Source organism: Turicibacter faecis (genome assembly GCF_037076425.1).
In the GTDB taxonomy this organism is placed as follows: Bacteria; Bacillota_I; Bacilli_A; order MOL361; family Turicibacteraceae; genus Turicibacter; species Turicibacter faecis.
This window is the reverse complement of sequence record NZ_AP028127.1, coordinates 1,946,012-1,970,807: the sequence shown is the minus strand read 5'-3', so window position 1 is coordinate 1,970,807 and position 24,796 is coordinate 1,946,012. Positions and strand designations below refer to the sequence as shown.

Here is a 24,796-nt window from a genome sequence, read left to right as displayed (position 1 = left end):
GAAGAAAAGATGAAAAAAATCGGATTAGCTTTACTGAAACAATTATCAATGGTATGCTTCGCGATTGCGGTGTTATCAGCGAACAGTACGAGTTTATGGTTTGTTCACCAACCCAAAGAACCAAAAGAATTAAGCCGTTTAAAGAAAATTAAATAAATTTCCGATGTTAGTGAAGAGCAGAAAAAAGAGCTTATTATACTTCATAATAAGCTCTTTTTTTACGCGATTTCTCGGTACGAGACGAAGCAAAGCTTCATCAATCAAATGATGGATTTTAACTGAAGATGATAATAAATAATGCCCAGTTGGCTTCCTATCTTGCCCAGTTGGAACAAATAGGTATAAACGGGATATTTTTGTGTGATATAATCATTCTTATCGTTAATAATTTATTAGGGAGGGAATGATCTTGAAAAAAATCTGTGTTAAAGAAGATGCGGGTGAAAAAATCGGCCATAGTTATTACTTTCCAATCTTTATAGGAATAGGGCTGATTTTTGGTGTAGTATTAAATCAAATAGCTATCGGATTATGTTTAGGTGTTGCTATTGGTCTTAGCCTAGATTCTAAAAAGAAAAGGTAGATAAAAAATATGTCTACTTTTTTCAATTAGTTAAGACGGAGCTAAAAGATGTTAAAAGAACATTTTAGGAGGGCGTATGAGGTTAGAGGTTAAAAATTTAAGGAAGAGTTTTATGGAGACTGAAGTTCTTCATGGGATTTCGTTTTCGGTGGAAAGCGGGAAGGCACTCGGTTTATTAGGACGAAATGGTGCAGGAAAAACAACGACGATTCGGATTCTGATGGATGTCTTTAAGGCGAATTCAGGAGAAATTTTATTAGACAACCGACCGTTTAAGCCGAGTGAGCATCAAATTGGATATTTACCTGAGGAACGAGGACTTTATCCGAAGAAGAACGTCTTAGAACAACTTGTCTACCTAGCGATGCTAAGGGGAATGAGTAAAAAAGAGGCGATCCAAAGTTCTAAGAAATGGCTTGAGAAATTAGGCGTTTTAGGGTATGAAAATAGGAAGCTAGAAACGCTCTCGAAAGGGAATCAGCAAAAGGTTCAATTGGCGCAGACGTTAACGTGTAATCCTGAGATTGTCATTCTTGATGAACCGTTTAGCGGACTTGATCCAGTTAATTCACAAGTTCTTAAAGACGTTGTAAATGAACTTATTCAGCAAAATAAGTTAGTGATTTTCTGTTCTCATCAAATGGGATACGTTGAAGAGTTCTGTGAAGAAATAGCGATTATTAACAAGGGTGAGGTTGCACTAACCGGTAATTTAAAAGCCATTAAGAAAGAGTTTGGAAAAAATCGACTCATTTTAAGTGCGAATAACTACTCTTTAAGCGACTTAAAGGCGATCTGTGAAGAACAACTTGCTGATTTAGTCAACGTCTTCGAGATGAAAAAAGAGTTCCTTGTCTTACAATTAATAAACAATCAAACGAAAAATGATTTATTATCGGCGCTGTTAACAACCGATGTCGATATTGAAAAGTTTGCGATTTATGAACCAACATTAACGGATATTTTTGTCTTAGAGGTAGGTGATCAAGCATGAAACAGTTTTTAACCGTCTTATATTTTGAATTGACTCACTATTTTAAAAGTAAGGGCTACGTGCTGACAACCATTCTTGTCTCCGCTTTATTGATTGTCGGTCTGTCGCTCCCGTCTGTCTTTGATATGAGTCAATGGATTCCTTCATTAGAGGAGACGTCTTCAGAGGAAAAAGCGGAAGATTTAAGTGATGGGGAACAATCTCATTTGGCGATTTTAGATAAAGGTCAATGGATTCATTCGGATTATTTAGCTGAGTTTTTCCCATCTGTGAAATTTGTGGACGTGGATAGTGAAGATGAGATGAAGGACTTAATCGAAAAGGAAGAAGTTGATGGTGGATTTGTTGTGCACAGTTCTACTAACTTTGATTACATTGTTCAAAACTCTACGTTTAGTGATTCGAATGAGGCCATTTTTTCAGAGATGTTATCATTGATTAATCGTGTGAATTATGCAGCTAAACATGGGTTAAATTTTGAGGAGTTAGAAAGTTCTTATAATGCTCCGATTACGTCAGAAACGACTATTTTAGGCAAAGACGGAATTTATAATTATACGTATACATATTTGCTCGTTATTGGTCTATATTTTATGATCATTACCTACGGTCAATTGATTGCAACGTCAGTAACGAGTGAGAAGAGTAATCGAGCGATTGAAATCTTAGTGACAAGTGTTCATCCAACGAGTTTAATCTGTGGAAAGGTGATCGCTGCGGCCCTAGCGAGTTTTATACAATTTGGATTGATGATTGCTTCAGGAATGATTGCCTATCAAGTGAATAAAGGGGCCTGGAATTCGATGTTAGATGGAATTTTTGATATTCCGCATGATATCTTAATCATCTTTGCCTTCTTTGGTGGAGTGGGTTATTTATTCTATGCCTTTATCTTTGGTGTGCTCGGAGCACTCGTTTCAAAAACAGAAGACGTGAGTTCGAGTATCACGTCAATTACTATGATCTTTGTGATCGTATTCTTTGTCACGATGTTTGGAATGGGAGACGTTGAAAGTTCCGCGATGAAAATTGCCTCATTTATTCCATTTAGTTCATTTATGACCATGCCAACGCGATTTGCGATGGGGAGCGTATCCTTCCTAGAAATCAGTATATCGTTTATTTTACTAATCCTTTCAACAATAGTCGTGGCCTACACGGCGACGAAAATCTATCGCATGGCAACCCTCCGATACGGAAACCCAATCAAACTAAAAGATGCCCTCAAACTCATCAAAACAAATAAGTAGGGGGTTCCCTGCGCCAAGTAGCGAAAGCTCTTGGCTATCCTCCGCTGGTAGGGCTTTACGAAGTAAATGTATGAATAGGTGTAAAAGATAAAGACTCGTCGTAATTGTTGGACGAGTCTTTATCTTTTAATACGGAATCACTTTTAAGTAGGTTCCGCGATGTAATTTTTTGAGGGCTACCTTAATCAATTGCTGTATTTCTGTCGATACTGTACTGATTGGGACAGGGTCCATCCCGTCTATGCATAGAAGGGGATCTACCATTCGTGGTTTAGATTTACGATAGATATCATACTGGGAGTCATCTTCGATGAGGATGACGTGGGAATTAATCTGTTTCAGGAGTTGAAGGAGGTCCTGGTCTTGGCTTGCGGTTATTTTATCAAGAATCCATGCGTCATCTCGTTTGAAGTCTTCAAGGGTAATCACAGATTTTTTGAGGGCTTGCTTTAATAGACGCGTCAGGGCATCATTGGCGTAAATATTTAGGGGATCCATAAAGAAGTCAATGACCTCACGATAATAAACTTTAGTAAACCACTCAGCCATCGATTGAGAAGTGAGACAGATCTCGTTGTCTTTTACCGTTAAAGCGTTGATAAACGAATGGATTTCATCTTTATTAATAAATTTGCAATGAAATAGGTCCCTTAAGGTGTAATCAATGCGATCGGCACAAAGATTAGGAAGCGGGCTATCGAGTAGGAGACTATTCATGGTTAGAAGAGCTTTAGCGTCCATTCCATATTTGTTTAAAATAGAAGGGATTTGTGAACTCTCAATCACTTCCTCGTAAATTTTTTCATGGTAATCTTCTTCCGCCTCCTCCATGAGATAGTCGATTACATGCGAAAAGGCCGTGTGTGAAATGTCATGGAGAAGCCCGAGAATTTGTTCCTCAAGTGTTCCCCCTAAAAGTCGGATTAAAAGCATGACGCCGACACTATGCTCATACCTCGTCGTGCTCCAATTTTGATTGACAAGAAACGCACCTCCTCCTTGGTGGATGTTTTTCAGTCTTAAGAGGGCATCACACGTTAAGAGCTCGCCCAAAACAGCTTCTACCTCAAAAGTTCCGTAAAGTATATCAGTTATCGTTTGAACTTGTTTCAAGTGCACCATTCCTTCCGATTAAAATATCGTTTTAGTTTAATTCTAACGGGCCAGGTTGTCAAGATGAGTTGAATAGTTAGGGGAAAAAAGAGGGTGGTTTTGGTTTAGACTTGGTCTAATTTGTCCAAACTGCAACAGTTATTGACCAGTTAGCACAAAGGGGTAGGAATATAGACAGGAATATGATACATTTCAAGGAGATAAAGCATTGATAGGGAGAGCGAGTAGAGAATGAAGAGAAAATCAAGAGCGATTTTATTTTTAATAAGTTGTTTCTGTTTAACCTATACCCTTGATCAAGGAGTGATGTACTTTTTAAGATGTCATCATGTCGTCAATATAGTGCGCCATCAAATATTACATTTTGGACTCTGGGTCTTCCTCTGTGCCGTGGTCGCCTATTTATTAGGTCCCCTTTTTAAAAGTAAGTAGGATCATTTTAATATCCATCGAAGTCTTTATAACAAGAGAGAAGGGGGAGAGTTTTTTGAACGAATTAAAAAAAGCACAATTATTTTTTGGGGGATTCGCAGTTTTGCTCATAGGAGTCGGAGGAACACCAACCATTGTTCAACTCGGACTAGCCAGCCTTGCAATCATGATCGGCCTGTTAGGACTTGATCCAACCATCACCAACCGATACACCAGATGCCTAATCCTTAACATCGCCTTCATCACCCTAACCATCGCCGTCTACCAAATCGTGGGTCCCCTGCGCTAAGGAGTGAGTGTAACGAACTCTTAGCTATCCTCAACTAGTAGGGAATGGACCTGTGTTATTACCACCGACCATGGACTTTGTGTTCAAGGGACTGTTTGGGAACGGGTTCCCTGGCGTACGAGGCATAGCCCGTACATATCCTCAACTGCTAGGGCTTGGGTTCCCTGCGCCAAGTAGCGAAAGCTCTTGGCTATCCTCCAATAGTAGGGCTTAGAAAAAACCAGAACTGTTAATCTCATTTTTAAACGCTGTCTTAATGCCAGATGAACCAATTACTTCAATTACCTTTAAGGATCGGACACTTGATAAACAATATAAAGACGATAAACTCGGCACTTTAGATATTTTAGCGACGACCAATAAAGGGGAGCTCATAAATGTTGAGGTTCAGGTGGCGGATGAGAGGAATATGATTGAACGTAGTTTGTTTTATTGGGGTCGTTTGTTTTCCGGGCAACTTCAGAGTGGGAATCCTTATCAGAAATTAGAACGAACAGTGTGTATTAATCTTTTATCTTTTGACTTGCTTGATACCGCCGAATACCATAGTTGTTACGTTTTAAAGGAACGCGAACGAAATGAACAACTCAGTGATCTTTTAGAAATTCATTTCATTGAACTAGATAAAATCAAAGATATTCAAGATGCGGGAGAAATAAAAACACAATTGGAGGCTTGGCTTGAATTTATTAAACATCCCGAAAGTCAAGTGAGCTATGAGCTGGCGCATCAACATGAAACGATTCGCGAGGCAAAGGACGAACTCCTTGTCTTAAGCTGTAATGAAAAATACCGTTTATACTACGAGTCCCGCTTAAAGGCCTTACTTGATGAAACGAGCCGGCTACAAACAGCACGTGACGAGGGAATAGAACAGGGAATCGAACAAGGAAAGATGCAACGCGATTTAGAAATTGCTAAGAATTTATTAGATATTTTAGATGATGAAACGATTTCACGTAAAACCGGGTTACCTGTCGATCTTGTACGTCAACTAAGGGAAGAAATTTAAGGGTTAAATAGCTAAAGTCACGGGAATAAAGCCCGTGATTTTTTTTAGGGAAGATGATGAAGACCCGTTGACTTTATAAGTGGTTAATGGTAATCTAAGTTATATAGTATTTAAAACTAGATAATATAGATTAATTAATAGATTATAGCATTTAACATGGGTTATCTTTTTCAACAAATGTTGTCTGTTATGGATACCAATTGAAGCTGTAGGGGCCCGTTACACGGTTAGGTTGTACAACAGGACGGTGTGGCGAAGGATATCGGGGGTAATGGAGTTTTAATTATTCGTCCAAATAGACGGTGTCTTCAGCTTTTTATTGAATCTAGCTTTAGACACCATTTGTCCGATTAAGTGTGGCAACCGCACCAACACATTTCATGTGTCTAGGACGATTGCTTTCCACTTATTCGTCCAAATAGGCGGTGTCTGCAGCTTTTTATTGAATATGGAGGGGTTTTTATGGTAAGGATTGTATCGGATTCATCAACACTTTTTTCAACAAGAGAGGCGCAATCGTTAGGGTTTGACGTGCGTCCATTATCTGTTCTAGTAGACGGGCAGTCATATAAAGAATTTGAACAGTTAGAAACAATTGAATTGGTAAGACTAATTGGTGAGGGGCATGTTCCGAGCTCATCACAACCCGCAATTGGTGAAGTAGTCGACATGTATGAACAATACCCAGATGAGGAAATCATTAATATCTCATTAGCCGACGGATTATCAGGAACGTATCAATCTGCCTGCATGGCAAAATCAATGGTTGACCACGGGGACCAAATCACAGTCATTAACTCAAAGACCTTATGTGGACCTCATCGTTACTTAGTAGAAACAGCCGTCGCATTAGCGAAGACAGGGATGAAAAAATCTCTTATTGTTGATGAGATCGAGGCCCTTATTCAAACCTCAACCTCATTCCTAATTCCGCAGGACTTTGAATACCTTGTTCGCGGTGGACGATTATCACCGCTCGTAGGAAAAATTGGAGGACTCGTTAAATTAGTTCCCATTATGACGCTTTCTGAAGATGCCACACGTCTTACAAAATTTTCAACAAAAAGAACCTTTAAAAAGGCGATTCAGGCGATTAGCGAGGATTTATTAGCAAAAGGTGTGAATGAAGACTATAAAGTTTATATCTCTCATGCATGTCATGAAGAACTTGCTAAAGAGGCGGAACAAATGGTAAAAAAATTAATAGAAGGTGTAGAAACTGAAATCATGTTACTGACTCCGGTCTTCACCGCACAGGGAGGTCCCGGATGTGTAGCAATTCAAGTCATAAAAAAACACCCAATCTTCAAATAAAAGGATGGGAAGCTGCATGGAACATAAAGAAATCTTAAAATTTCATTGTCCAAGATATGAAGAATTACCGACTATTCCTCTTTATAAGGATCAGGTGATTGCTTATATTGAGGAGTTGTTAGGACCCCTAAATTTAAATAGAGATGAAAAACTATTAACTCCAACCATGCTGAATAATTATGTAAAGCAACGCGTCGTAAGACCGCCAGTAGGGAGACGATATACAGAAAATCATTTGGCCTATCTGATTGTCGTTTGTTTATTTAAGCAAGTTTATAGCTTAACAGAAATCTGTCAAATGATTACCGTTCAAACGAACCTCTATCCGATCCAACAAGCCTATGATTTCTTCTGTGTCGAGTTAGAGCAGGCATTGCAATACGTTTTTGGAACACGGGAAACAGTTGAACCTAATTCGGCGACAACGATTACGTTTGAAACAGAAGTTTTACGTTCGGCCGTGATGTCTATTTCACATAAATTATTTATCCAAAACTATTTATTAGAAAAGGACGTGGCCCTGCCAACGAAAAAAGAGGCGAAACAAAAAGCAGAGACGTTAAAGGAATAAAAAAATAAATCTATTGAGCGATCAATAGATTTATTTTTTTATGCTTGAAACGGTATAGAGCTCAAATCGATAGGTTTGCCCTGTTGGATTTTCTTTCCCATTAGGAACCTTCTCTACAAACATTTCATAGGGACGAACAAAGCGTCCACAATCCCCATAAAGGGCCCGGTATAATACCATTAACTCTTGCGTTTCAGAATGTTTGACGACGTCTTCAACGAGGTATAAATCTCCTTTAAAATGCCTAAAAATTTTCCCTTTTAAAGCACTGATATCTCGCATAGCCTACATCCTCCTCACTTGTTTAACACCCAATGATAGTATTTCCGTTAAGGAGTCATTCATGCGATGAAGATGGACGATCTTTTGTCACAACATGGACAAAAGTGGGTATATATAAGATAGAGAACGTTATGTTTTAAACGTGTATCAATAAAGGGGAGATGCCGGATGTATAAGAAATTTGTGCGACTCGATTTATCCGATCGTGAAAAAAGACAGGTAACGCTTGATTTTACGCGAGACCTATGTGTATTAGAGGTGGTTTTAATTCAGGACGAACACATCGTCAATTTGAAAAATTGTCGCGTTCGGGTAGAAGGGGTGCAATCGAATAACCAACCCGTTTTCGAAAGTTGTAATCTTTCTCCCGCTAAAAATGGAGCCATTCTTTTAACGTTAACGGAGCATTTTGTTAACTTTAATGTCCCCCTTTTATGCGAATTATTAATAGAAGAAGGGGGCGGGGAAGAAAGATGGGTCTTTTTTTATGTCGAGGTGAAAAGTGAGACGCGAAAATCCCGCTCAGATATCGTGCCTCAACCAAAGCCTCATGTTCCAGCTAAAACACGTCTGATTGCCCATCGGGGACTAAGTTCGATTGCTCCTGAAAATACGATTCCCGCGTATGAACTTGCGGGACGCTATGGCTATTATGGCGCAGAGTGTGATATTCATGAAACGAAGGATGGGGAATTTGTTATTTTACATAATTCAACCCTAGAAGGAATGACGAATGGTGTTGGAAGAATTAGTGACTACACCTTAAAGGAACTTCAACAATTAACCATCATATCCGGCCATCAAATTCAACGCTATCCATCTCTTAAACTCCCAACGCTCGAAGAATATTTAGACGTCTGTAAGTCGTGGGGGATTGTACCAGTTATTGAGGTGAAAGAAATCGAGGAGTCTAGTATTTCACGATTGATTCGTCTGATTAAGCAGTGGGGCGATGCTCATCAAGTCATCATTATTTCTTTTTCGAAAAAGACGTTGGTGCAAATTCGTAAACTTGAGGAAGCGATGACCTTACAGTGGTTGGCACACCTCAACGAGGAAAATATTAAAGTCTGTGCCAAGTATAAAATGGCGATTAGTTGTCGTTATAAAGAGGTAACTCAAAAGTTAGTCCATCAAGCCCATCAACAGGGAGTATTAGTGGCGACTTGGACGGTAGATTTAAATGAAAAGATGCAAGAATTGATGAAGATGGGCGTCGATTTTATGACAACGAATACCTTGTTGTATCGCCAATCATTGGTTGGATGTAAAGGGGGAAAAGATTATTTGTTCCATCATCAATCAGAGTATATCAATAGTTTGTCGTCGCCACTTAAGGAAAAAGGAAACGAGGGGTGGATATACCACGAAGAGGGCCAACTCTTAGAAGTGTTTGATGAAGGGGAATTTGGAAATGTGCTAGAAGTTAAGTTGGCGCCCCTCGCTGTTGGAGATGTAGTCACCGTTTCATTCTTTTATTTAGGCATGGAGGAGGATAGCATCCGGGCTGGGCTTGAATATGTGGAAGAAGGGCGTGTGCAAGAAGTTGAACATAGTATCAAAAGTACGGCCCATGGAAATTGGCATTATATGAGTGGACAGTTTCTTGCGATGAATTCGGTGAGTGGTGATCAGTCGTATTATCGAGTGATCATTGGGCCAAAGGCTGCAGGAAAAAGCCATTTTATGATTCGAGATTTGCATATTCATTTAGATTACATGTAAAAAATCATCCGTTTTGGATGATTTTTTTTATGGGAGCATGTCTTTGCCTCCTGTGTTGAAAAAGGGTAGGCTCACGGGGAGCAAACGATATCTTTTGATGCTTTTACGTGTCTCCTCTCTCTCGTGTGCCCCTATACTATTGAAACAGGATCGGTGGTTTAAGAAAGAGGAGGGATCAACGCTTAAGCGGGGGAAAGTTGTGAAAAAGTTTATAAAACGGGACACTTATGTTCTGAGGCGATCGTTGCTGGAATAAAGTTTAGTAGGGGTTTAGTTGCGTGGTGAGGTTAATCAAGTTGTTAAGGGTGATGAGGAGTTAAAAGTGCGGGTTAAACTAAAGGAGGAATGTTTTTGGACTGGTTGAAAGTGAATGATTTAGAGGAATTGAAGAAATTAGGAAGTTTTAATGAAGTACGGGGACAGATTAAAGAAGAAGGATGGAGTCAACTTCATGTGTCGGGTCGAAGTTGGCAAGGATTATTAGATTCAATTTGTGAGTTTCGCGAGAAGGTTGAAAAGCTGCAACAGTTATCCACGGGTGAATGTGTTCATTCGTTAAAAGGGGACGTTAAGCAGGAAGCCGAAGCGGGCTATTTTAATTCACGGGCGAGTGAGTATATTTTCTATTTAACTGAACTTGATGGAGAACTCCGATTGAAAAAATTGGGGGTTAATGCGTCTCATTTTAGTAGTAAAAAGGCGGCTAAGGCGTGGCGCGAACAAATTTCTAAAGTGATTCATCCCGATTTTTGTTCTCATCAACAGGCAACGGCAGCGATGGCGAAACTCAATGATTTGTATCAACAAATGGTGGGGAGGGACTAGCCATTAAACCCAAATATGAGCTCACAACCTATTTAAAAGGTAAAGAGGTGGAGTATCAAAACCCTGTCATGGAAGGCCAGATTAGTCGGAAGGTTCAAACTGAACTTGAACGCGCCTGGCAAGAGGGGGTTCTTATTGATAGTAAAGGTTGGATGTGGATTAAGGTAGAGAAACTGCATAGTATTTTACGAACGACAAAAAAGAATGCCCGTTACTTCGTCGCTTGTGTTCCAGATAGCCTTAAACAATCGTTCGACGGCCAGGAATATGTTCGTGGGTATAAGGTACTTGAGCATCTGGCTAAAAATATTGAGGAAAATGGGGTAGGGAAAAAAGGCGCCAATTTGGAGGCGTCTAAACAATACTATGAAGCGATTAATACCTGTCCAACGGTGAAATTGCGACGAATCGAGTATGATTACACTCTGAATGCAGCACGTAAGGGATTGAAAAAGAAACGAAGAACGAAGTATAAAATTAAGTCGGATGAGTTAACTGGGAAACCACTTGTTGTTAGAACCTGTGAATTTTCCCATATTAGAAGTTATGCCCTTTACAAGGAGTTGGCGGATCAGATTGATAATGGGTTAATCGTGAATAAAGAAACGCATCGTCTCATTACGGAACGGGGCATTAACGATGAACATGAACTTCTAGCGCTCTGTCAGGAGCAACAGTGGGCAACGGACTGGTACGACACGTTTAGGCATAAATTTGATTTTTAACCTTTAGAGACAGGTTAGTAATGAGGTGGTTGCCACTTCGAGGGTAACGCATCATTCCCTATGGACACTTGTTGTGAGTTTCCGATAGGGATTTTTTTGTTTGAGGGACAATTTTGTGAGGCGGGAATATAATACATTAGAACAATAAATAGTTATTCTACCGAAAAGCCATCCGCAATCGGTAGCTGTATTAATTAGAGGAGAGATTAATGTTATGGACCCCGAACCGATGAGCTTCACGCTACAAGTTATTTTAATTTTCACTTTGACTGTCTTAAATGCCTTTTTTGCGGCGGCAGAGATGGCGATTGTTTCTGTTAACCGAACCCGCATTAAACAATTAGCAGAGAGTGGGGATCGCAAGGCCCTTTCGTTGTTGAAGTTATTAGAAGAACCTAATTTGTTTTTATCGACCATCCAGGTCGGGATTACGCTAGCTGGTTTTTTTTCAAGTGCATCCGCAGCGACCACGATTTCAAAGCGGTTAGGAATTTATTTAGCTAGCTTTGGATTTCCTTATGCGGAATGGGTTTCCGTCGTTGTCATGACGCTTCTTTTGTCCTATATCACCCTTGTTTTAGGGGAGTTGGTTCCTAAGCGAATTGCGCTTCAAAAGTCACAACAATTGGCGATGATTGCAGTTAAGCCCATTGTGTTAATTTCAAAACTGGCCAAGCCCTTTGTTCGATGGTTATCTTTTTCAACGAATGTTGTTTTGCGACTCTTCGGACTAAACGATGAGAAATTAGAAGAAAAAGTGTCTCGTGAAGAAATAAAATCGCTCGTTGATGCGGGCGAGGAACACGGCGTCATTAATCAAATTGAGAAGGAAATGATTAATAGTATTTTTGAGTTTGATGATAAATTAGCCAAAGAAGTTATGACCCCACGGACAGAGGTTTATATGATTAATGTGAATCAACCGTTAGCCATCGAACAGTTACTAGAAGAAAATTACTCGCGCATTCCTGTTTATGAAGATCAATTGGATCAAATCGTTGGGGTGCTCTATTTAAAAGACGTTTTAAAAGAAGCCTATCGCGTTGGATTTGATCATGTAGAAGTGAGACCGCTGCTTCATTCTGCTTATTTTGTGCCCGAATGTAAAAATATTGATCAGCTATTTAAAGAACTTCAAAAATCGAGAACGCATCTCGCCTTTTTAATTGACGAATATGGTGTCTTTTCAGGCATTGTAACCATCGAGGATTTAATCGAGGAAGTCATGGGAGAGATTGAGGATGAGTACGATGACGATCATGCGGTGATTGAAGAAATCGGGCAAGGTGTTTATCTTGTGGACGGGTTGATAAGTATTAAGGACTTAAATGAGAAGTTGCACTTAAACTTGTCACAAGAGGGAGAAGACTATGAAACACTTGGAGGTTTTTTACTACAACAAATGAACTATATTCCTAATGAAGGTGAGACGTGTACCGTGACGTATGAGAACTTCGTATTCAAAATCGATGAGGTAAAAGATCGACGCATTGAGCGCGTTAAAATTTATATTCCATCCACCCATCTAACATAAAAGGACATTTTTGGACATATAGATGTAAAGAGGTGAAGGAATTTAATCCGATATCATGGGGGCCTTGATCGATAGAGGGGGAGTTAGGGATGAACTTAGTACCTTTAATTATTATTTCTGTTGTTGTAGAATCGGCGGTTGAAACATTTAATACGATTGTTAAGAAAAACGGTAAGGTTAGTTATAAAAAAATTGGAGCCATTGTTTTAAGTGTGGCGGTTTGTATGTGTGTTCCATTTGACTTATTCGAAGCGGTTGGAATGGATATGGCATGTCCGTATATTGGTGAATTTGTGACAGGGCTTGTAGTGAGTCGCGGTGGAGGGGTTGTGAACTCTTTAATCGAACGACTCTTATCAGCGGGGACAAAGGAACCCCCACTAGTTGTTTCAAATTCATCAGATAAAGAGGCTTAAACGATTGTTTAAGCTTTTTTTATTAAGATTTGGCAAAGAGTCGTGTATTTTTAGCATGAGAGTCGATGATTTTTAATAAACTATAGAAGTTACATTTGTTTAGGAACAAACAAGGGATTTAATGGATGAGCGTATGAATTTGTTTCTAGATGTAAATAATTGTATAATAGTCAGGTAAGATTCAATGGTTTTAAAAATTAGTAGGAGGTGTTGCACATGTCTCGAATTGCTGCATTTTTTGATATTGACGGAACGATTTATCGTGAAGGTTTAATTACCGAGGTTTTTAAAAAAATTATTAAATATGAATTGATTGAAGAGGAAGTTTGGCATCATGAGGTGAAGCCTGTTTATTTAAAATGGGATCGCCGTGAAGGGGATTATGATGAGTACTTACTTAAAATGGTGGACGCCTATAAACAAGCGATTCTAGGGGTGAGTAAGGAACATATTGAGCATGTGGCTCAAAAGGTGATTAATCAAAAAGGGGATCGAATTTATACGTTCTCACGCGAACGAATGAAATGGCATAAAGAGCAGGGACATATTGTGATCGCGATTTCTGGATCACCTTATGAGTTAGTGAGTAAAATGGCAAATAAATATAAAATGGATGATTATCGCGGAACGATTTATGAAACGGATGAAGCGGGACGTTATAACGGCCATGTGATTCCGATGTGGGATGCGGTAAGTAAACAAAAAGCAATCGATGAACTTCAAGCGAAGTATGATATTGATTTAAGTCAAAGTTTTGCTTATGGGGATACCACTGGGGATTTAACGATGTTTCGCGCAGTAGGAACACCATTTGCCATTAATCCGACAAGGGAACTTATTACGAAGTTAATGGAAGATGAAACCTTAAGACAAAAAATCAACGTCATCGTTGAACGAAAAGACGTGAAATATAAATTAGATATGGATCACATTGAATTACTATAAGAAAAGCAACGTTTAAAAAGTCTCTCACGAAAGGATGAGAGACTTTTTTTTGTGTGAATATTTTTGGGGGAGAGGATGTCTTAAAATGAAAGGCCATCTTAATTGCCGTGATTAAGTGAATAGCGCTTATCCTTGTTCCATTTAGTAATAAGCGGTTTTTCATGGGAAGGAAGTTCTGTAAATAAGACATTATTTTTATTTTTTAGATAAAAAACCCTTTCTTTATACCAAAAATGACAAAAAAATATCTTTTATTGTGGATATTTGGTATAATTATGGCGGTTATCAAGGTTATTTTCATATATAACGCAAATAAGGTGCGTATGTTTCTACCCGATTTCCGTAAAAAATCGGACTATGAGAAGAGATAGAACATGGGGACGGTGTTCTATCGCAAGGAGGTAACAACATGAAGAAAAATTCAGCTTATGTTTTATTAGTTCCAGGATTTGTTTTGCTTTTATTATTTTTAATGTTGCCCCTATGCGCAACATTATGGCCAACAGTGTTTAGCCATGAATTTTCTTTAAATCAGTATGTCAACTTTTTTAAAGACGATTACTATTTAGAAATATTTTATCGAACGCTGAAAATCTCCTTGATTACTACCTTGGTTTGTACGCTACTTGGGCTACCGACCGCATATTTTATTTCACGTTGTTCATCAAAGTGGAAAGGATTATTAATCGCAATTTCTATTTTTCCATTATTAACGAACTCGGTTGTGCGAAGTTTTGCATGGATTAATATTTTAGGAAAAAATGGTGTGATTAATCAATGCCTCATGAACCTTGGGTGGATTGATGAACCGATGAGTTTGTTATACACAGAGTTTGCTGTGATTATCGGAACCGTTTATTTATTCTTACCCATTATGATTATGACGTTAGTCGGTGTCATGGATAACATCGATAATGACATGATGGAAGCAGCGGAAAGTCTTGGCGCCAATCGGTTCATTGCTTTTATGAAAGTCGTTTTACCGATGAGTGTTCCCGGAATGATTACAGGTGCTGTGTTGGTGTTCACTGGATCGCTAACAGCGTATACGACGCCACAACTTTTAGGAGGAAATAAAACCCTTGTTTTACCAACCCTCATTTATCAACGCGCGATGTCTTTAAATGATTGGACAGGTGCGAGTGTCATTGCAGCGATTATGATTATCACCACGCTAATCGTGATGAAAGGATTAAATGTGATTGCCGCAAAAGTAGATAAGAGAGGTGAGTTAGATGCGTAAAAACAAATTTTTAACCTTTATTTCCCTTGCGGTTTTTATCTTTTTATTCTTTCCGTTATTGATTATTACGGTCACAGCCTTTGGAACAGAGAATACGATTTCGTTCCCCATTAAAGGCTTTACGTTTAATTGGTTTATTAAAGCCTTAAGTTCAAAAACATTTATTGATGCGTTTGCTTTAAGTTTTAAACTTGCATTTATATCGACACTTATTGCGCTCATCATTGGAATTCCTGCAGCCTATGCGATGTCGCGTTATTCGCTAAGAGGGAAGAAGTTATTAAAGAGCTTTTTTCTATCACCGACGATTGTTCCAGGAATTGTAATTGGGTATTCCTTATTTCAATTTTTAGTGATTAAACTTCAGCTTCCCGTTTTTCAAGGATTATTATTTGGACATTTCTTAGTTGTCTTACCTTATATTATCCGAATTGTAGGGGCTTCACTCGAACAATTTGATTTCTCAATTGAAGAGGTCGCTTGGAGTTTAGGATGTAACAAGTTCACTACATTTTTCAAAATCGTTCTACCGAATATTTCAAGTGGGATCATTTCAAGCTTCTTACTTGCTTTCATTAATTCATTTAATAATATTCCGGTTTCGATGTTCTTAACAGGTCCTGGTATTTCAACCTTGCCAACGGCTTTAATGAACTACATTGAATATTATTATGATCCAACGGTTTCTGCCGTATCTGTTTTATTAATGGTAGCCACGATTGTAATTATGTTTATCGTTGAAAAGACATTAGGAATTAACTCATTAGCGAAATAGGAGGAAGACCATGGCATTCGTAGAATTAAATGATATTCGTGTGACATATGACGGAAAAAATGATATTTTAAAAGGATTAAACTTAGAAATGAAAGAAGGCGAATTGGTGTCTTTACTCGGTCCAAGTGGGTGTGGGAAGACAACAACGTTACGAGTGATCGCCGGTTTTATTGATATAGCGGATGGAGAGTTTTTAGTAGATGACGATAATGTTACAAAAACTCCTGTTCATAAACGTAATTTTGGTCTTGTATTCCAAAGCTATGCATTATTCCCTCATTTAACAGTTAAAGATAATGTTGCTTTTGGATTAAAGCTTCGTAAGATGAATAAGCAAGACATCGAGAAGAAAGTTAATCAGATGTTAGAAGTCTGTGGATTGTTAGAGTATAAAGATCGTTTACCAAAACAACTTTCAGGGGGGCAAAGACAGCGTGTCGCTTTAGCCCGCGCTTTAGTTATTGAACCTAAATTATTATTATTAGATGAACCATTAAGTAATTTAGATGCGAAGCTTCGTCTTCAGATGCGCGTTGAGATTAAACGTATTCAAAAGTCGTTAGGAATTACGACTGTGTTTGTAACGCATGATCAAGAGGAGTGTTTTGCGATTTCGGATCGAGTAGCTATCATGAATAAAGGGGTTATTGAACAATACGATACACCAGAAAATATTTATGCACGACCAAAGACCGAATTTGTCGCGCGCTTTATCGGATTTGAAAACTTTATTCCGATGAAACATCACCAAGATCAGCTCTTTTTAAGTCAGGAGACGATGTTTAAAGTGGATCAAGTAAAAGAAGGAGACATGACACTTGGAACGATTCGTCCGGATGATATCGAAGTTGTTGAAACAGTGGGAGAAAACTGTGTGAAAGGGACGGTTGAAGTTCGCACGTTTTTAGGAAAAAGTTATCAATATGAAGTTCAAACAGCAGTTGGAAAAATCATCGTAAATCATGCAGGACCAAAAGGTTATGAAGTGAATGATGAAGTTATTTTACACTTACCATCAAACAAAATCGTCTTAGTTTAATGCGCAAAAGGAGTTTAGACCAATGAAAAAACAATGGAAATTATTAGTTGGAGCATTACTTTTAACAACAGTGATGACAGGATGTTCAGGAAAGTCAGAAGACGAGTCTTCTAAAAAGCAATTAGTTGTTTCAACATGGGGATTAAGTCAAGAAGTATGGGAGAAAGAAGTTAAGGTTCCTTTTGAAGAAAAGTTTGATTGCGAACTTGTGTTAGAAGTGGGAGGAACAAACGAGCGTTATACCAAATTAGCAAATAATCCAAACGCGGCGGTAGATATTATGGAATTATCACAGTCGGCAGCTGCGAATGGATATGACGCAGGATTATTTGAAAAAATCGATTACTCAAAAATTCCGAATGCTGAGTTTTTAATTGATCCAGCTAAACAATTAGCGGAATCAGGAGCTGGAGCTGCGTATGTGATTAATAGTATCGGAATTATTTATGATAAAGAAGCAGTTGGATTTGAAATTAATGATTGGTCAGATTTATGGAATGAAAAATTAAAAGGAAAAATTTCAATTCCTGATATTACAACGACATTTGGACCAGCCATGGTTTATGTTGCAAATGATTACGCAAAAGGAAACATTGAATCAGATGAAGGAAAAGCCGCATTTAAAGCATTAGAAGCCTTAAAACCAAACATCGTTAAAACGTATGCGAAATCAAGTGACTTAGCGAATATGTTTGCATCTGGAGAAATCGCTGTTGCGGTTGTTGGAGATTTTGCTATCCCAACGATTGAACAAGCACAGCCAACGGTTGAATTTGTTGTTCCAGCGTCAGGAACATACGCTAACTTTAATACTATCGATATTAATAAAAACTCTCAAAATAAAGAATTAGCTTATGAATATGTGAACTGGCGTTTAAGTCAAGAGTTACAAGAAAAAACAGCGGTGACGTTAAATGAGGCGCCAACCAATAAAAATGTAGAGTTATCAGCAGAAGTGGCTCAAAATAAAACGTATGGTGAAGTCGCACAAAATGCACGTACGATTGATTACTCATTTGTTAACCCGTTATTAAATAACTGGATTGATCAATGGAATCGTTTAATTAACCGTTAATGAAATAAAATAAAAAAATATCCAATGCAGATGTATTGGATATTTTTCTTTAAGGAGGGTGTTTGAATGCGAACATTAATAAAAAATGCTTGGATTTTAACGATGGATGAACAGTTAACTACTTATCGAAATGGGATGGTGCTCATTGAGGAGACACGGATTGCCTACGTAGGGGAAGCGAATGCGACGTTACTAGAGAGAGCAGATGAAGTGATCGATGCGCGAGGAGGCATTTTAATGCCGGGGATGATTAATACCCATGCCCATGTTTCGATGATTCCGTTTCGTTCATTAGGCGATGATTGTCCGGATCGATTACGTCGCTATCTTTTTCCTCTTGAAAATGAGTGCATGACGGCTTCGTTAGTTTATCATGCAGCCCAGTATGGAATTTTAGAGATGCAACAAAGTGGGGTCACGACTTTTTTAGATATGTATTATTTTGAAGAGGAAGTCGCTAAAGCGTGTGAAGCATTAGGAATGCGCGGCGTATTAGGGGAGACGGTTATTAACTTCGCAACATGTGATACTACGGCTCCTTATGGCGGATTGGCCTACGGTGAAAATTTTATAAAGGAGTGGCAAGGACACGAACTCGTTACTCCGATTATTGCCCCTCATGCGACAAACACCAATGAAGCGTGGGCCTTACAGGCCGCCCACGAGTTGGCAGTTAAATATGATACCCTGGTAACAATGCACGTGGCGGAAATGGATTACGAGATGGAGGAATTTAGAACGAACTATCAAATGACGCCCATTGAATACTTAGATTCTATCGGGGTTTTAAGTGATCGATTGATTGCGGCACATTGTATCCATTTAAACGAATCAGATATGAAGCTTATGAGTGAGAAACAGACGCGTGTGGCCCATTGCATCGGCTCAAATATGAAAGCGGGCAAAGGAATCGCGCCAGTTAAAGAAATGGTGGCGAGCGGACTGGCTGTTGGATTAGGAACAGACGGACCAAGTAGTGGAAATACACTCGATCTTTTCACCCAAATGAAAACGGCTGTCTATGCCCAAAAAACGCATTATAAGGACCGTTCATTGTTTAAGGCGGAAGAGATAGTGAAGCTTGCAACGATCGGGGGGGCTAAAGTATTAAGGATGGAACATGAAATTGGATCGCTAGAAGTTTCGAAGAAGGCGGATCTTGTTTTAATTGAGACCGATTCTTTGAATATGTTCCCGATTCATGACCCGTATTCGGCGATTGTCTATAGCGCGAACGCCTCTAATGTTGATTCAGTTTGGATTAATGGGCGCCAAGTTTTAAAGAATAAGCAATCCATTTTCAATCAAAAACACGTTAAGGAATCGTTAGCTAAAGAAATGCAGACGTTTAGGCAACGCGCCATTGAGCGCGCACAGGCGTTATAAAAGAATAAAGGTTAAAAAGATGAAGGAGTCCCTTTAGTCATCCAATATGAGTTCTTCAAATGAATCTCAGGGCATAGGCATGAAACTGAAGTTAGATTCAGGGGAGATGGGATAATCGAATGATCTTTGTTTTAGTGTTTGATAAGAGTAGACAGGAGACCTAGGAAACGAGAGTTCTAATCTTTCTTTATTTAAGATTTAGAGGGGACGTTTGTGATAGAAGTAAAAGGGGAGCGAATTCGCTCCCCTTTATTCAGGTGTTGATTGTTGTTCCCGCAACGTATAGAAAATATAAATGAGGTAAATGGCGATAATCAGGGCTAATGCTCCTGATAAAATTCCTAATACAGGAACGAAATAGCTAAGGCAGGTGGCAACGAATTGGATAATCCCGAGGGTTAAATAATTCGTGATAAACAGGCGTGTTTGCGTTTGTGGATGCCAAATATATTCTGCCTTGATCAGTGAATAGAAAAGATAAAGAGTCGCCAGTTGGGCAGTCAGCGATAGGCTTACTAACGGCCACAACGTCTCATTTCCCGCCGCCTCCTGAAGAAATGGATAAATTAGACTGTAAACAATAAGGGCTATCCCTAAGTATTTAGCTTGGACCATTTCTTGAATGCGTTGGTGCTTTTCCCCGAGATAGGCACCGATGACGATGAGTAGATAGCCGATGCTATCGGGAAGCAAGTGAAGTCCGCCAATGGAAAGATCAAGTGTTGTAAATAGACAACCAATCAATAGATAGGTATAAACTTTTTTCATGAAATCCCCCTCCGTTTATTCCATTATAGCATAACGAGTAGGGCCTAGTTTAAGGCATTTTCATTCACAAAGTTAATGAGTGGTTGCGTATAACTTTCTTGGCTTAAATCAACCGGATGTTTAAAACTTTCCAAAATGCCTTCTTCATCCGCTGTTTTTTTAGCGTGCCCTTTAATCCATAGTTTTAATCCTTGCATAAGAAATTTATCTTTTAGCGTGAGTGTCTGGTAATCAAGACGTCCGGGGAAGTAGAATAAGTGATCGTCTTGAACCGGAAGCAAATGTTTGATGAGCTTTAATTCTTCCTCTGTTGGGTGGCTTGCGCCCACTAAAAAGGTAAGAAAGAGGTGAGGTGGGTAAAGGCGAATCACATCCAATACCTTTTCATAATGATACGGTTTTCCAAGATAAAGAGGCGCCCCGAAAATAACAGTATCGTAAAAGATTAAATCATGTGCTTCCACATTCGCTATTTCTTTTAAATCAGCTTTCAACACTGTCGCGATTTGTTTAGCATATGTTTCAGTTGTTCCATATTTAGTTGTATAAATAACAAGCGTCGATGTCATAAAATCCCCCTTTTAAGTTTGGCTTAGTACATTGTATTCAAAAGGGGCAATCAGATATGAGTACCGCTTCATATTCTTTAAAGAAAGCAGGCTGATGAAAGGGAAGAATAGCTTTTTCAACGAGGGAAATGCATCGTTGAGAAGTCGAGCAGGAGAGAGGGGAGATAGCTAAGTGTACTCTTTATGTTTAAATGATTGATTCATCAGGTGTCTTGCGGTAAAATATAGAAAAAATGGAGGGGATAATATGAGTGACTGGATGGAAGTTACATTGGAGAATGGGATTAGATTTCTTCCGTTATTAGTAATAGGAATCCTTTTTTTTAACGAGGAAAGGGGCAACGTTAGTTGCTCCTAGCTATCAAAATCAACAGCAGTTATTAAAGATAATAGGTTATCATCTCATTGTTTTATCGGTTACCTTATTTTTATTATTAGAAGCTTATGCTTATTTTAGAATTTTCTTCGATCAACGGAGCGTTTTATTTGTCCTATTAGTCCCCCTTGTAGTTATTGCTTTATTGATTTCGTTCCATTTTTATACGAAGCGTTTGCAAGTGCAAGATAAACAAAAAAAATAATGAGGATTAGCCTCATTATTTTTTTTATAGGTTTCACCAAAGTTAAGAAAAAAGAATGGCTCCTTTTTATCCTCATCTTCAGGAAAATGACATAAAGTGATAAAGAGGGGAGGCGATTTAGTGATGAGTGAGGATCAAGTCATCGTGTGGGAATCACGCGAAGTGGGGGTACTGCTAGCGTTAGTCGGCGGCTTTTTAGAAAGTTATACCTATCTCTTACACGGGGGCGTTTTTGCGAATGCACAAACAGGAAATATGGTATTATTAACATTAAGTTTAGCCCATCAAGAATGGGGGCAAGTTTTTTATTACTTGGTTCCGATTTTATCATTTTTTATAGGGGCGGCGGTCACAGAGGTTTTGAAGTTACAAAAGCGGTGGCACGAGGCGGTAATTGGGGTAGAAATAGTGCTACTTTTTTTCATTGGTTTTTATCCCTTAACAGCTCCTTCGTTAATGGTTAACCTTGTGATTTCTTTTATTTGTTCGATGCAGGTTAGCACTTTTAGAAAAATTCAAGGGGCAGCTTATGCAACGACGTTTTGTACGGGAAACTTACGATCAGCAGCTCAATCTTGGATGGACTATTATTTATTTAAGAACGAGACTGAAAAAGCTAAGGGGCATAATTATTTGCTCATTATTTCCTCCTTTTGTTTCGGAGCATTTATGGGGGCGATCCTTATTCCCTTTTTAAAAACATGGACCGTTTGGATTTGTTGCCTCATGTTAATAAGGGTCTTTTTTAAGATTCGAAAGCGTTAAGGATGTGGCAAAAGATTTTTCCCATAAGAGCGAGTAGGGACATTTGGGGTGAAGATTCTAGCTTATAAAACACGAAGAACTGAGGAATAATATGAAGAAAAACATGAGGAAAAGGAGGAAAAAAGATGGCGCTTGTGAAGCATACGTTAAGCCCCATTTATGATCGTCATTCAAAGGTTCTTATTTTAGGAACAATGCCATCGCCTAAATCGAGAGAGGTAGGCTTTTATTATGGTCACCCTCAAAATCGCTTTTGGAAAGTGTTGGCCGCGTTGTTTGAGGAAGATCCATTAACGACAACTGAACAAAAAATTGATTTTTTACACCGTCATCATCTCGCGCTTTGGGATGTGCTAGCGGAGTGTGAAATTGAAGGTGCGGAAGACGCGAGTATTAAGCGCCCAGTTCCCAATGATTTGACGAAACTGCTTGATAAAACGGAGATCAAAACCATCTTTACAACCGGGAAGAAGGCGACTGATTTATATCAAAAGTATTGCTATGGGCAGACACACATAGAGGCAATCGGCCTTCCTTCAACGAGTCCAGCGAATCGTCGAATCAATGACGAACAGTTAAAAAAGGAATACGCCCAAATTTTAAAATACCTCTAGCAAGAGCATCAAAAGCAGGTGGGGCAATGTTTGAGTAAGGTTCCCATGATAACTAATAAAAAAAGAGCCCTAGGGCTCTTCTTTACATCAGTGGGGCAAAAATTCTTAAAAAGGCATAAATAATTTTAATATACCACGGCATCTTTTCTAAACCTCTTGCGCTAACAGGGATAGAAACAGCGAGCGTCTTTAAATAATCGTCACGGATGTCTAAAACACTCGTTGTCTTATATAACCATGTGGCACATTCGTAGTGAAGATATAGACTGCGATAGTCTAAATTAATCGTCCCAATAACGGCGTATTCATCGTCAACAATGAAATTTTTCGCATGGATGAACCCCGGCTCATATTCGTAAATTTTAACGCCATTATCAATGAGTTCGGAATAGTTCGCACGTGTTACACTATGGACATACCACTTATCTCCGTGATGAGGCGTTATAATTTTTACATCGACATTTCGTTTCGCTGCTTGAGATAGAGCCATCGTCATTTCATGGTCTAAAATTAAATAGGGGGTGGCGATGTAGACATAAGATTTTGCATTGTTAATCAGGTTGAGATAAACATTGGCACCAACGGTTTCGCGGTCAAGTGGAGAATCGGTATACGGTTGAACGAAGCCATCCGTTTGAAAGGGAGCGGGATGATAAAGATGGGGTTTAAAGTTTTCAAAGTCTTCATTGACTTTACGAATGTATCCCCACATGGTTAAAAACATAATAGTAAAGCTCCAAACAGCATCTCCTTTTATCACAATGGCGTTATCTTTCCAGTGACCGTGTTTATCGATGGCATTTATATATTCATCGGCTAAATTAATTCCTCCGGTAAAGGCTGTATGGCCATCAATGACACATATTTTACGGTGATCCCGATTATTCATGCGAATGGTTAGGAGGGGAACAAAAGGATTAAAGATACAGCACTTAATTCCCATTTTTTCAAGTTGTTGTGGATAGTCGGTTGGGAGCGTAAATAAGCATCCAAATCCATCATAAATGACGCGGACATCGACGCCTGCAGCCGCTTTCTCTTTTAAAATATCGAGGATGGTATTCCACATCACGCCTTCTTCAATAATGAAGTATTCAAGGAAGATGTAGTGTTTAGCCTCCTTCAGCTCTTTTATTAAACGTTCAAATTTTTCTTCCCCAATGCTTAAGTATTCACTCGTTGTTTGTTGATAAACAGGGCACATCGCGTAGTTGCTCATATAGGCTGACTGATTGGCTGCCCGCAGGTCGGTTTGTTCAAGTGTTTTAAAGACTTGTTCATCTTGTTGTAAATGCCAGTTCATCTTTTTAAGGATGGGCTGCATTTCGCTTAAAAATTGTTTTCTTAAATGTTCACTACCAAATAGTAAATAGAAGAGTCCCCCGAAAATGGGTAAGGCCATGATAGGGATAATCCAGGCAATCTTATAAGCAGGATTTAGTCGGTTATTCACAATGGTCATCACGACAATACTACTAAGAATGATACAAAAGGCATAAAAGTAAACAAAATATTGTTGGAACCAGGCAATGACAACAATTAAAGTAAGGGCTTGTAGGGCAATTAAAAGTCCCGTGAATCCAATCGGTCCTAAAAGAATTCTTAAAACTTTTTTCACTCGTACGTCTCTCCTTCTTAAACAATTAGTTATATAATGGAATTTATTATAGCAAAACCTGAGACACTCGTAAATAAAAGATGGTTGATTACAAGGGTCAAAAATCGGATAAAAACGGTCATCTCCGAAAATAGAGGTTCTCTTTTTGTATATGTCGCCTACCTAGGAGATATGACGGCTTTATTTAGTTGCCAACCGGCATCCTCTTTTTTTGAGATTTTTAATCAACTGTTTTCCAATCAATTGATGTCGCTGTGGGATGCCTCCCCATCGTTTTTTTATGTTTAACTAGAGGAATGTCCTTTGTTTGCGAGCAGCAACCTGTCCTTTGAATCCGTAGACGGATTGTAGCA

General features: G+C 38.8%; 26 protein-coding genes and 1 riboswitch. Of the genes, 21 read left to right on the top strand and 5 right to left on the bottom strand.

From position 1 onward, the window contains the following. Nucleotides 1–9 precede the first annotated feature (9 nt). The 4 genes from AACH31_RS09595 to AACH31_RS09580 all read left to right on the top strand — a co-directional run bounded on the left by AACH31_RS09595 (nucleotide 10) and on the right by AACH31_RS09580 (nucleotide 2,827). Nucleotides 10–156 carry a cyclic lactone autoinducer peptide gene (locus AACH31_RS09595; RefSeq protein WP_161831027.1) on the top strand — a complete coding sequence of 49 codons (147 nt, stop codon included), beginning with the start codon at nucleotides 10–12 and terminating at the stop codon, nucleotides 154–156. 253 nt (nucleotides 157–409) lie between these two features. After that, complete coding sequence (locus AACH31_RS09590; protein WP_338617525.1) at nucleotides 410–583, top strand: hypothetical protein; 174 nt, start codon at nucleotides 410–412, stop codon at nucleotides 581–583. Nucleotides 584–695: 112 nt separating this feature from the next. Further along, nucleotides 696–1,577, top strand: coding sequence for an ABC transporter ATP-binding protein (locus tag AACH31_RS09585; protein ID WP_262950748.1), 882 nt, complete (start codon nucleotides 696–698; stop codon nucleotides 1,575–1,577). Continuing rightward, nucleotides 1,574–2,827, top strand: coding sequence for an ABC transporter permease (locus tag AACH31_RS09580; RefSeq protein ID WP_338617524.1), 1,254 nt, complete (start codon nucleotides 1,574–1,576; stop codon nucleotides 2,825–2,827). The genes AACH31_RS09585 and AACH31_RS09580 overlap by 4 nt, the downstream gene beginning before the upstream one ends. 126 nt (nucleotides 2,828–2,953) lie before the next feature. Here the strand turns inward: AACH31_RS09580 and AACH31_RS09575 are convergent, their stop codons facing one another. Beyond that, nucleotides 2,954–3,940 carry an HD domain-containing protein gene (locus AACH31_RS09575; RefSeq protein WP_338617522.1) on the bottom strand — a complete coding sequence of 329 codons (987 nt, stop codon included), beginning with the start codon at nucleotides 3,938–3,940 and terminating at the stop codon, nucleotides 2,954–2,956. A 487-nt stretch (nucleotides 3,941–4,427) separates the two neighbouring features. On the opposite strand from AACH31_RS09575, the gene AACH31_RS09570 reads away from it, so the two are divergent. The 4 genes from AACH31_RS09570 (at nucleotide 4,428) to AACH31_RS09555 (ending at nucleotide 7,558) form a co-directional block, all read left to right on the top strand. Beyond that, entirely contained in the window at nucleotides 4,428–4,661 is a 234-nt protein-coding gene (locus AACH31_RS09570; RefSeq protein WP_338617520.1) for a hypothetical protein, read from the top strand. 226 nt (nucleotides 4,662–4,887) lie between these two features. Further along, nucleotides 4,888–5,673 (top strand): Rpn family recombination-promoting nuclease/putative transposase, encoded by a 786-nt coding sequence (locus tag AACH31_RS09565; protein WP_317452433.1) that lies wholly within the window; start codon nucleotides 4,888–4,890, stop codon nucleotides 5,671–5,673. A 462-nt stretch (nucleotides 5,674–6,135) separates the two neighbouring features. Continuing rightward, the gene (locus AACH31_RS09560; RefSeq protein ID WP_161831033.1) at nucleotides 6,136–6,987 is read left to right on the top strand and encodes a DegV family protein; all 852 of its coding nucleotides are present in this window, start codon (nucleotides 6,136–6,138) and stop codon (nucleotides 6,985–6,987) included. A gap of 16 nt (nucleotides 6,988–7,003) precedes the next feature. Further along, a complete protein-coding gene (locus AACH31_RS09555) occupies nucleotides 7,004–7,558 on the top strand; it encodes a DUF1836 domain-containing protein (protein WP_237658871.1) in 555 nt (184 codons plus the stop codon). A 30-nt stretch (nucleotides 7,559–7,588) separates the two neighbouring features. Here the strand turns inward: AACH31_RS09555 and AACH31_RS09550 are convergent, their stop codons facing one another. Beyond that, on the bottom strand, nucleotides 7,589–7,840 hold the full coding sequence (locus AACH31_RS09550) for a DUF1653 domain-containing protein (protein ID WP_161831035.1): 252 nt from the start codon (nucleotides 7,838–7,840) through the stop codon (nucleotides 7,589–7,591). Nucleotides 7,841–8,008: 168 nt separating this feature from the next. Here AACH31_RS09550 and AACH31_RS09545 point away from each other — a divergent pair, with 168 nt between their 5' ends. The 11 genes from AACH31_RS09545 to AACH31_RS09495 all read left to right on the top strand — a co-directional run bounded on the left by AACH31_RS09545 (nucleotide 8,009) and on the right by AACH31_RS09495 (nucleotide 19,528). Then, nucleotides 8,009–9,565 (top strand): glycerophosphodiester phosphodiesterase, encoded by a 1,557-nt coding sequence (locus tag AACH31_RS09545; protein WP_161831036.1) that lies wholly within the window; start codon nucleotides 8,009–8,011, stop codon nucleotides 9,563–9,565. 351 nt (nucleotides 9,566–9,916) lie between these two features. Then, the gene (locus AACH31_RS09540; RefSeq protein ID WP_262950744.1) at nucleotides 9,917–10,390 is read left to right on the top strand and encodes a hypothetical protein; all 474 of its coding nucleotides are present in this window, start codon (nucleotides 9,917–9,919) and stop codon (nucleotides 10,388–10,390) included. A 47-nt stretch (nucleotides 10,391–10,437) separates the two neighbouring features. Further along, the gene (locus AACH31_RS09535; protein ID WP_161831038.1) at nucleotides 10,438–11,115 is read left to right on the top strand and encodes a hypothetical protein; all 678 of its coding nucleotides are present in this window, start codon (nucleotides 10,438–10,440) and stop codon (nucleotides 11,113–11,115) included. A 214-nt stretch (nucleotides 11,116–11,329) separates the two neighbouring features. Beyond that, nucleotides 11,330–12,649 (top strand): hemolysin family protein, encoded by a 1,320-nt coding sequence (locus AACH31_RS09530; protein ID WP_338617516.1) that lies wholly within the window; start codon nucleotides 11,330–11,332, stop codon nucleotides 12,647–12,649. 89 nt (nucleotides 12,650–12,738) lie between these two features. After that, a complete protein-coding gene (locus tag AACH31_RS09525; protein ID WP_161831040.1) occupies nucleotides 12,739–13,065 on the top strand; it encodes a hypothetical protein in 327 nt (108 codons plus the stop codon). Nucleotides 13,066–13,281: 216 nt separating this feature from the next. Then, nucleotides 13,282–14,010: an HAD family hydrolase gene (locus AACH31_RS09520; protein ID WP_161831041.1), complete on the top strand. Its 729-nt coding sequence runs from the start codon at nucleotides 13,282–13,284 to the stop codon at nucleotides 14,008–14,010. 277 nt (nucleotides 14,011–14,287) lie between these two features. Beyond that, a riboswitch (purine riboswitch) is annotated at nucleotides 14,288–14,388 on the top strand. Between the two features lie 31 nt (nucleotides 14,389–14,419). After that, a complete protein-coding gene (locus AACH31_RS09515) occupies nucleotides 14,420–15,253 on the top strand; it encodes an ABC transporter permease (RefSeq protein ID WP_161831042.1) in 834 nt (277 codons plus the stop codon). Continuing rightward, the gene (locus AACH31_RS09510; protein ID WP_161831043.1) at nucleotides 15,246–16,028 is read left to right on the top strand and encodes an ABC transporter permease; all 783 of its coding nucleotides are present in this window, start codon (nucleotides 15,246–15,248) and stop codon (nucleotides 16,026–16,028) included. The genes AACH31_RS09515 and AACH31_RS09510 overlap by 8 nt, the downstream gene beginning before the upstream one ends. Nucleotides 16,029–16,038: 10 nt before the next feature. Then, nucleotides 16,039–17,067 carry an ABC transporter ATP-binding protein gene (locus AACH31_RS09505; RefSeq protein WP_161831044.1) on the top strand — a complete coding sequence of 343 codons (1,029 nt, stop codon included), beginning with the start codon at nucleotides 16,039–16,041 and terminating at the stop codon, nucleotides 17,065–17,067. Between the two features lie 22 nt (nucleotides 17,068–17,089). After that, entirely contained in the window at nucleotides 17,090–18,142 is a 1,053-nt protein-coding gene (locus tag AACH31_RS09500) for an ABC transporter substrate-binding protein (protein WP_161831045.1), read from the top strand. A gap of 66 nt (nucleotides 18,143–18,208) precedes the next feature. Beyond that, nucleotides 18,209–19,528: an amidohydrolase gene (locus tag AACH31_RS09495; RefSeq protein ID WP_338617512.1), complete on the top strand. Its 1,320-nt coding sequence runs from the start codon at nucleotides 18,209–18,211 to the stop codon at nucleotides 19,526–19,528. A gap of 249 nt (nucleotides 19,529–19,777) precedes the next feature. On the opposite strand, the gene AACH31_RS09490 is transcribed toward AACH31_RS09495, so the two are convergent. Together AACH31_RS09490 and AACH31_RS09485 are read right to left on the bottom strand one after the other, a co-directional pair. Further along, the gene (locus tag AACH31_RS09490) at nucleotides 19,778–20,296 is read right to left on the bottom strand and encodes a hypothetical protein (protein WP_262953808.1); all 519 of its coding nucleotides are present in this window, start codon (nucleotides 20,294–20,296) and stop codon (nucleotides 19,778–19,780) included. Between the two features lie 44 nt (nucleotides 20,297–20,340). Next, nucleotides 20,341–20,865 (bottom strand): flavodoxin domain-containing protein, encoded by a 525-nt coding sequence (locus tag AACH31_RS09485; protein WP_262950739.1) that lies wholly within the window; start codon nucleotides 20,863–20,865, stop codon nucleotides 20,341–20,343. A 704-nt stretch (nucleotides 20,866–21,569) separates the two neighbouring features. Here AACH31_RS09485 and AACH31_RS09480 point away from each other — a divergent pair. Both AACH31_RS09480 and AACH31_RS09475 read left to right on the top strand, forming a co-directional pair. Then, nucleotides 21,570–22,211, top strand: a complete 642-nt coding sequence (locus tag AACH31_RS09480; RefSeq protein ID WP_262950737.1) for a YoaK family protein — start codon at nucleotides 21,570–21,572, stop codon at nucleotides 22,209–22,211. 125 nt (nucleotides 22,212–22,336) lie between these two features. Next, nucleotides 22,337–22,825, top strand: a complete 489-nt coding sequence (locus tag AACH31_RS09475) for a DNA-deoxyinosine glycosylase (protein WP_338617508.1) — start codon at nucleotides 22,337–22,339, stop codon at nucleotides 22,823–22,825. Between the two features lie 82 nt (nucleotides 22,826–22,907). On the opposite strand, the gene cls is transcribed toward AACH31_RS09475, so the two are convergent. Beyond that, a complete protein-coding gene (gene cls / locus AACH31_RS09470) occupies nucleotides 22,908–24,443 on the bottom strand; it encodes a cardiolipin synthase (RefSeq protein WP_338617506.1) in 1,536 nt (511 codons plus the stop codon). Between the last annotated feature and the right edge of the window lie 353 nt (nucleotides 24,444–24,796).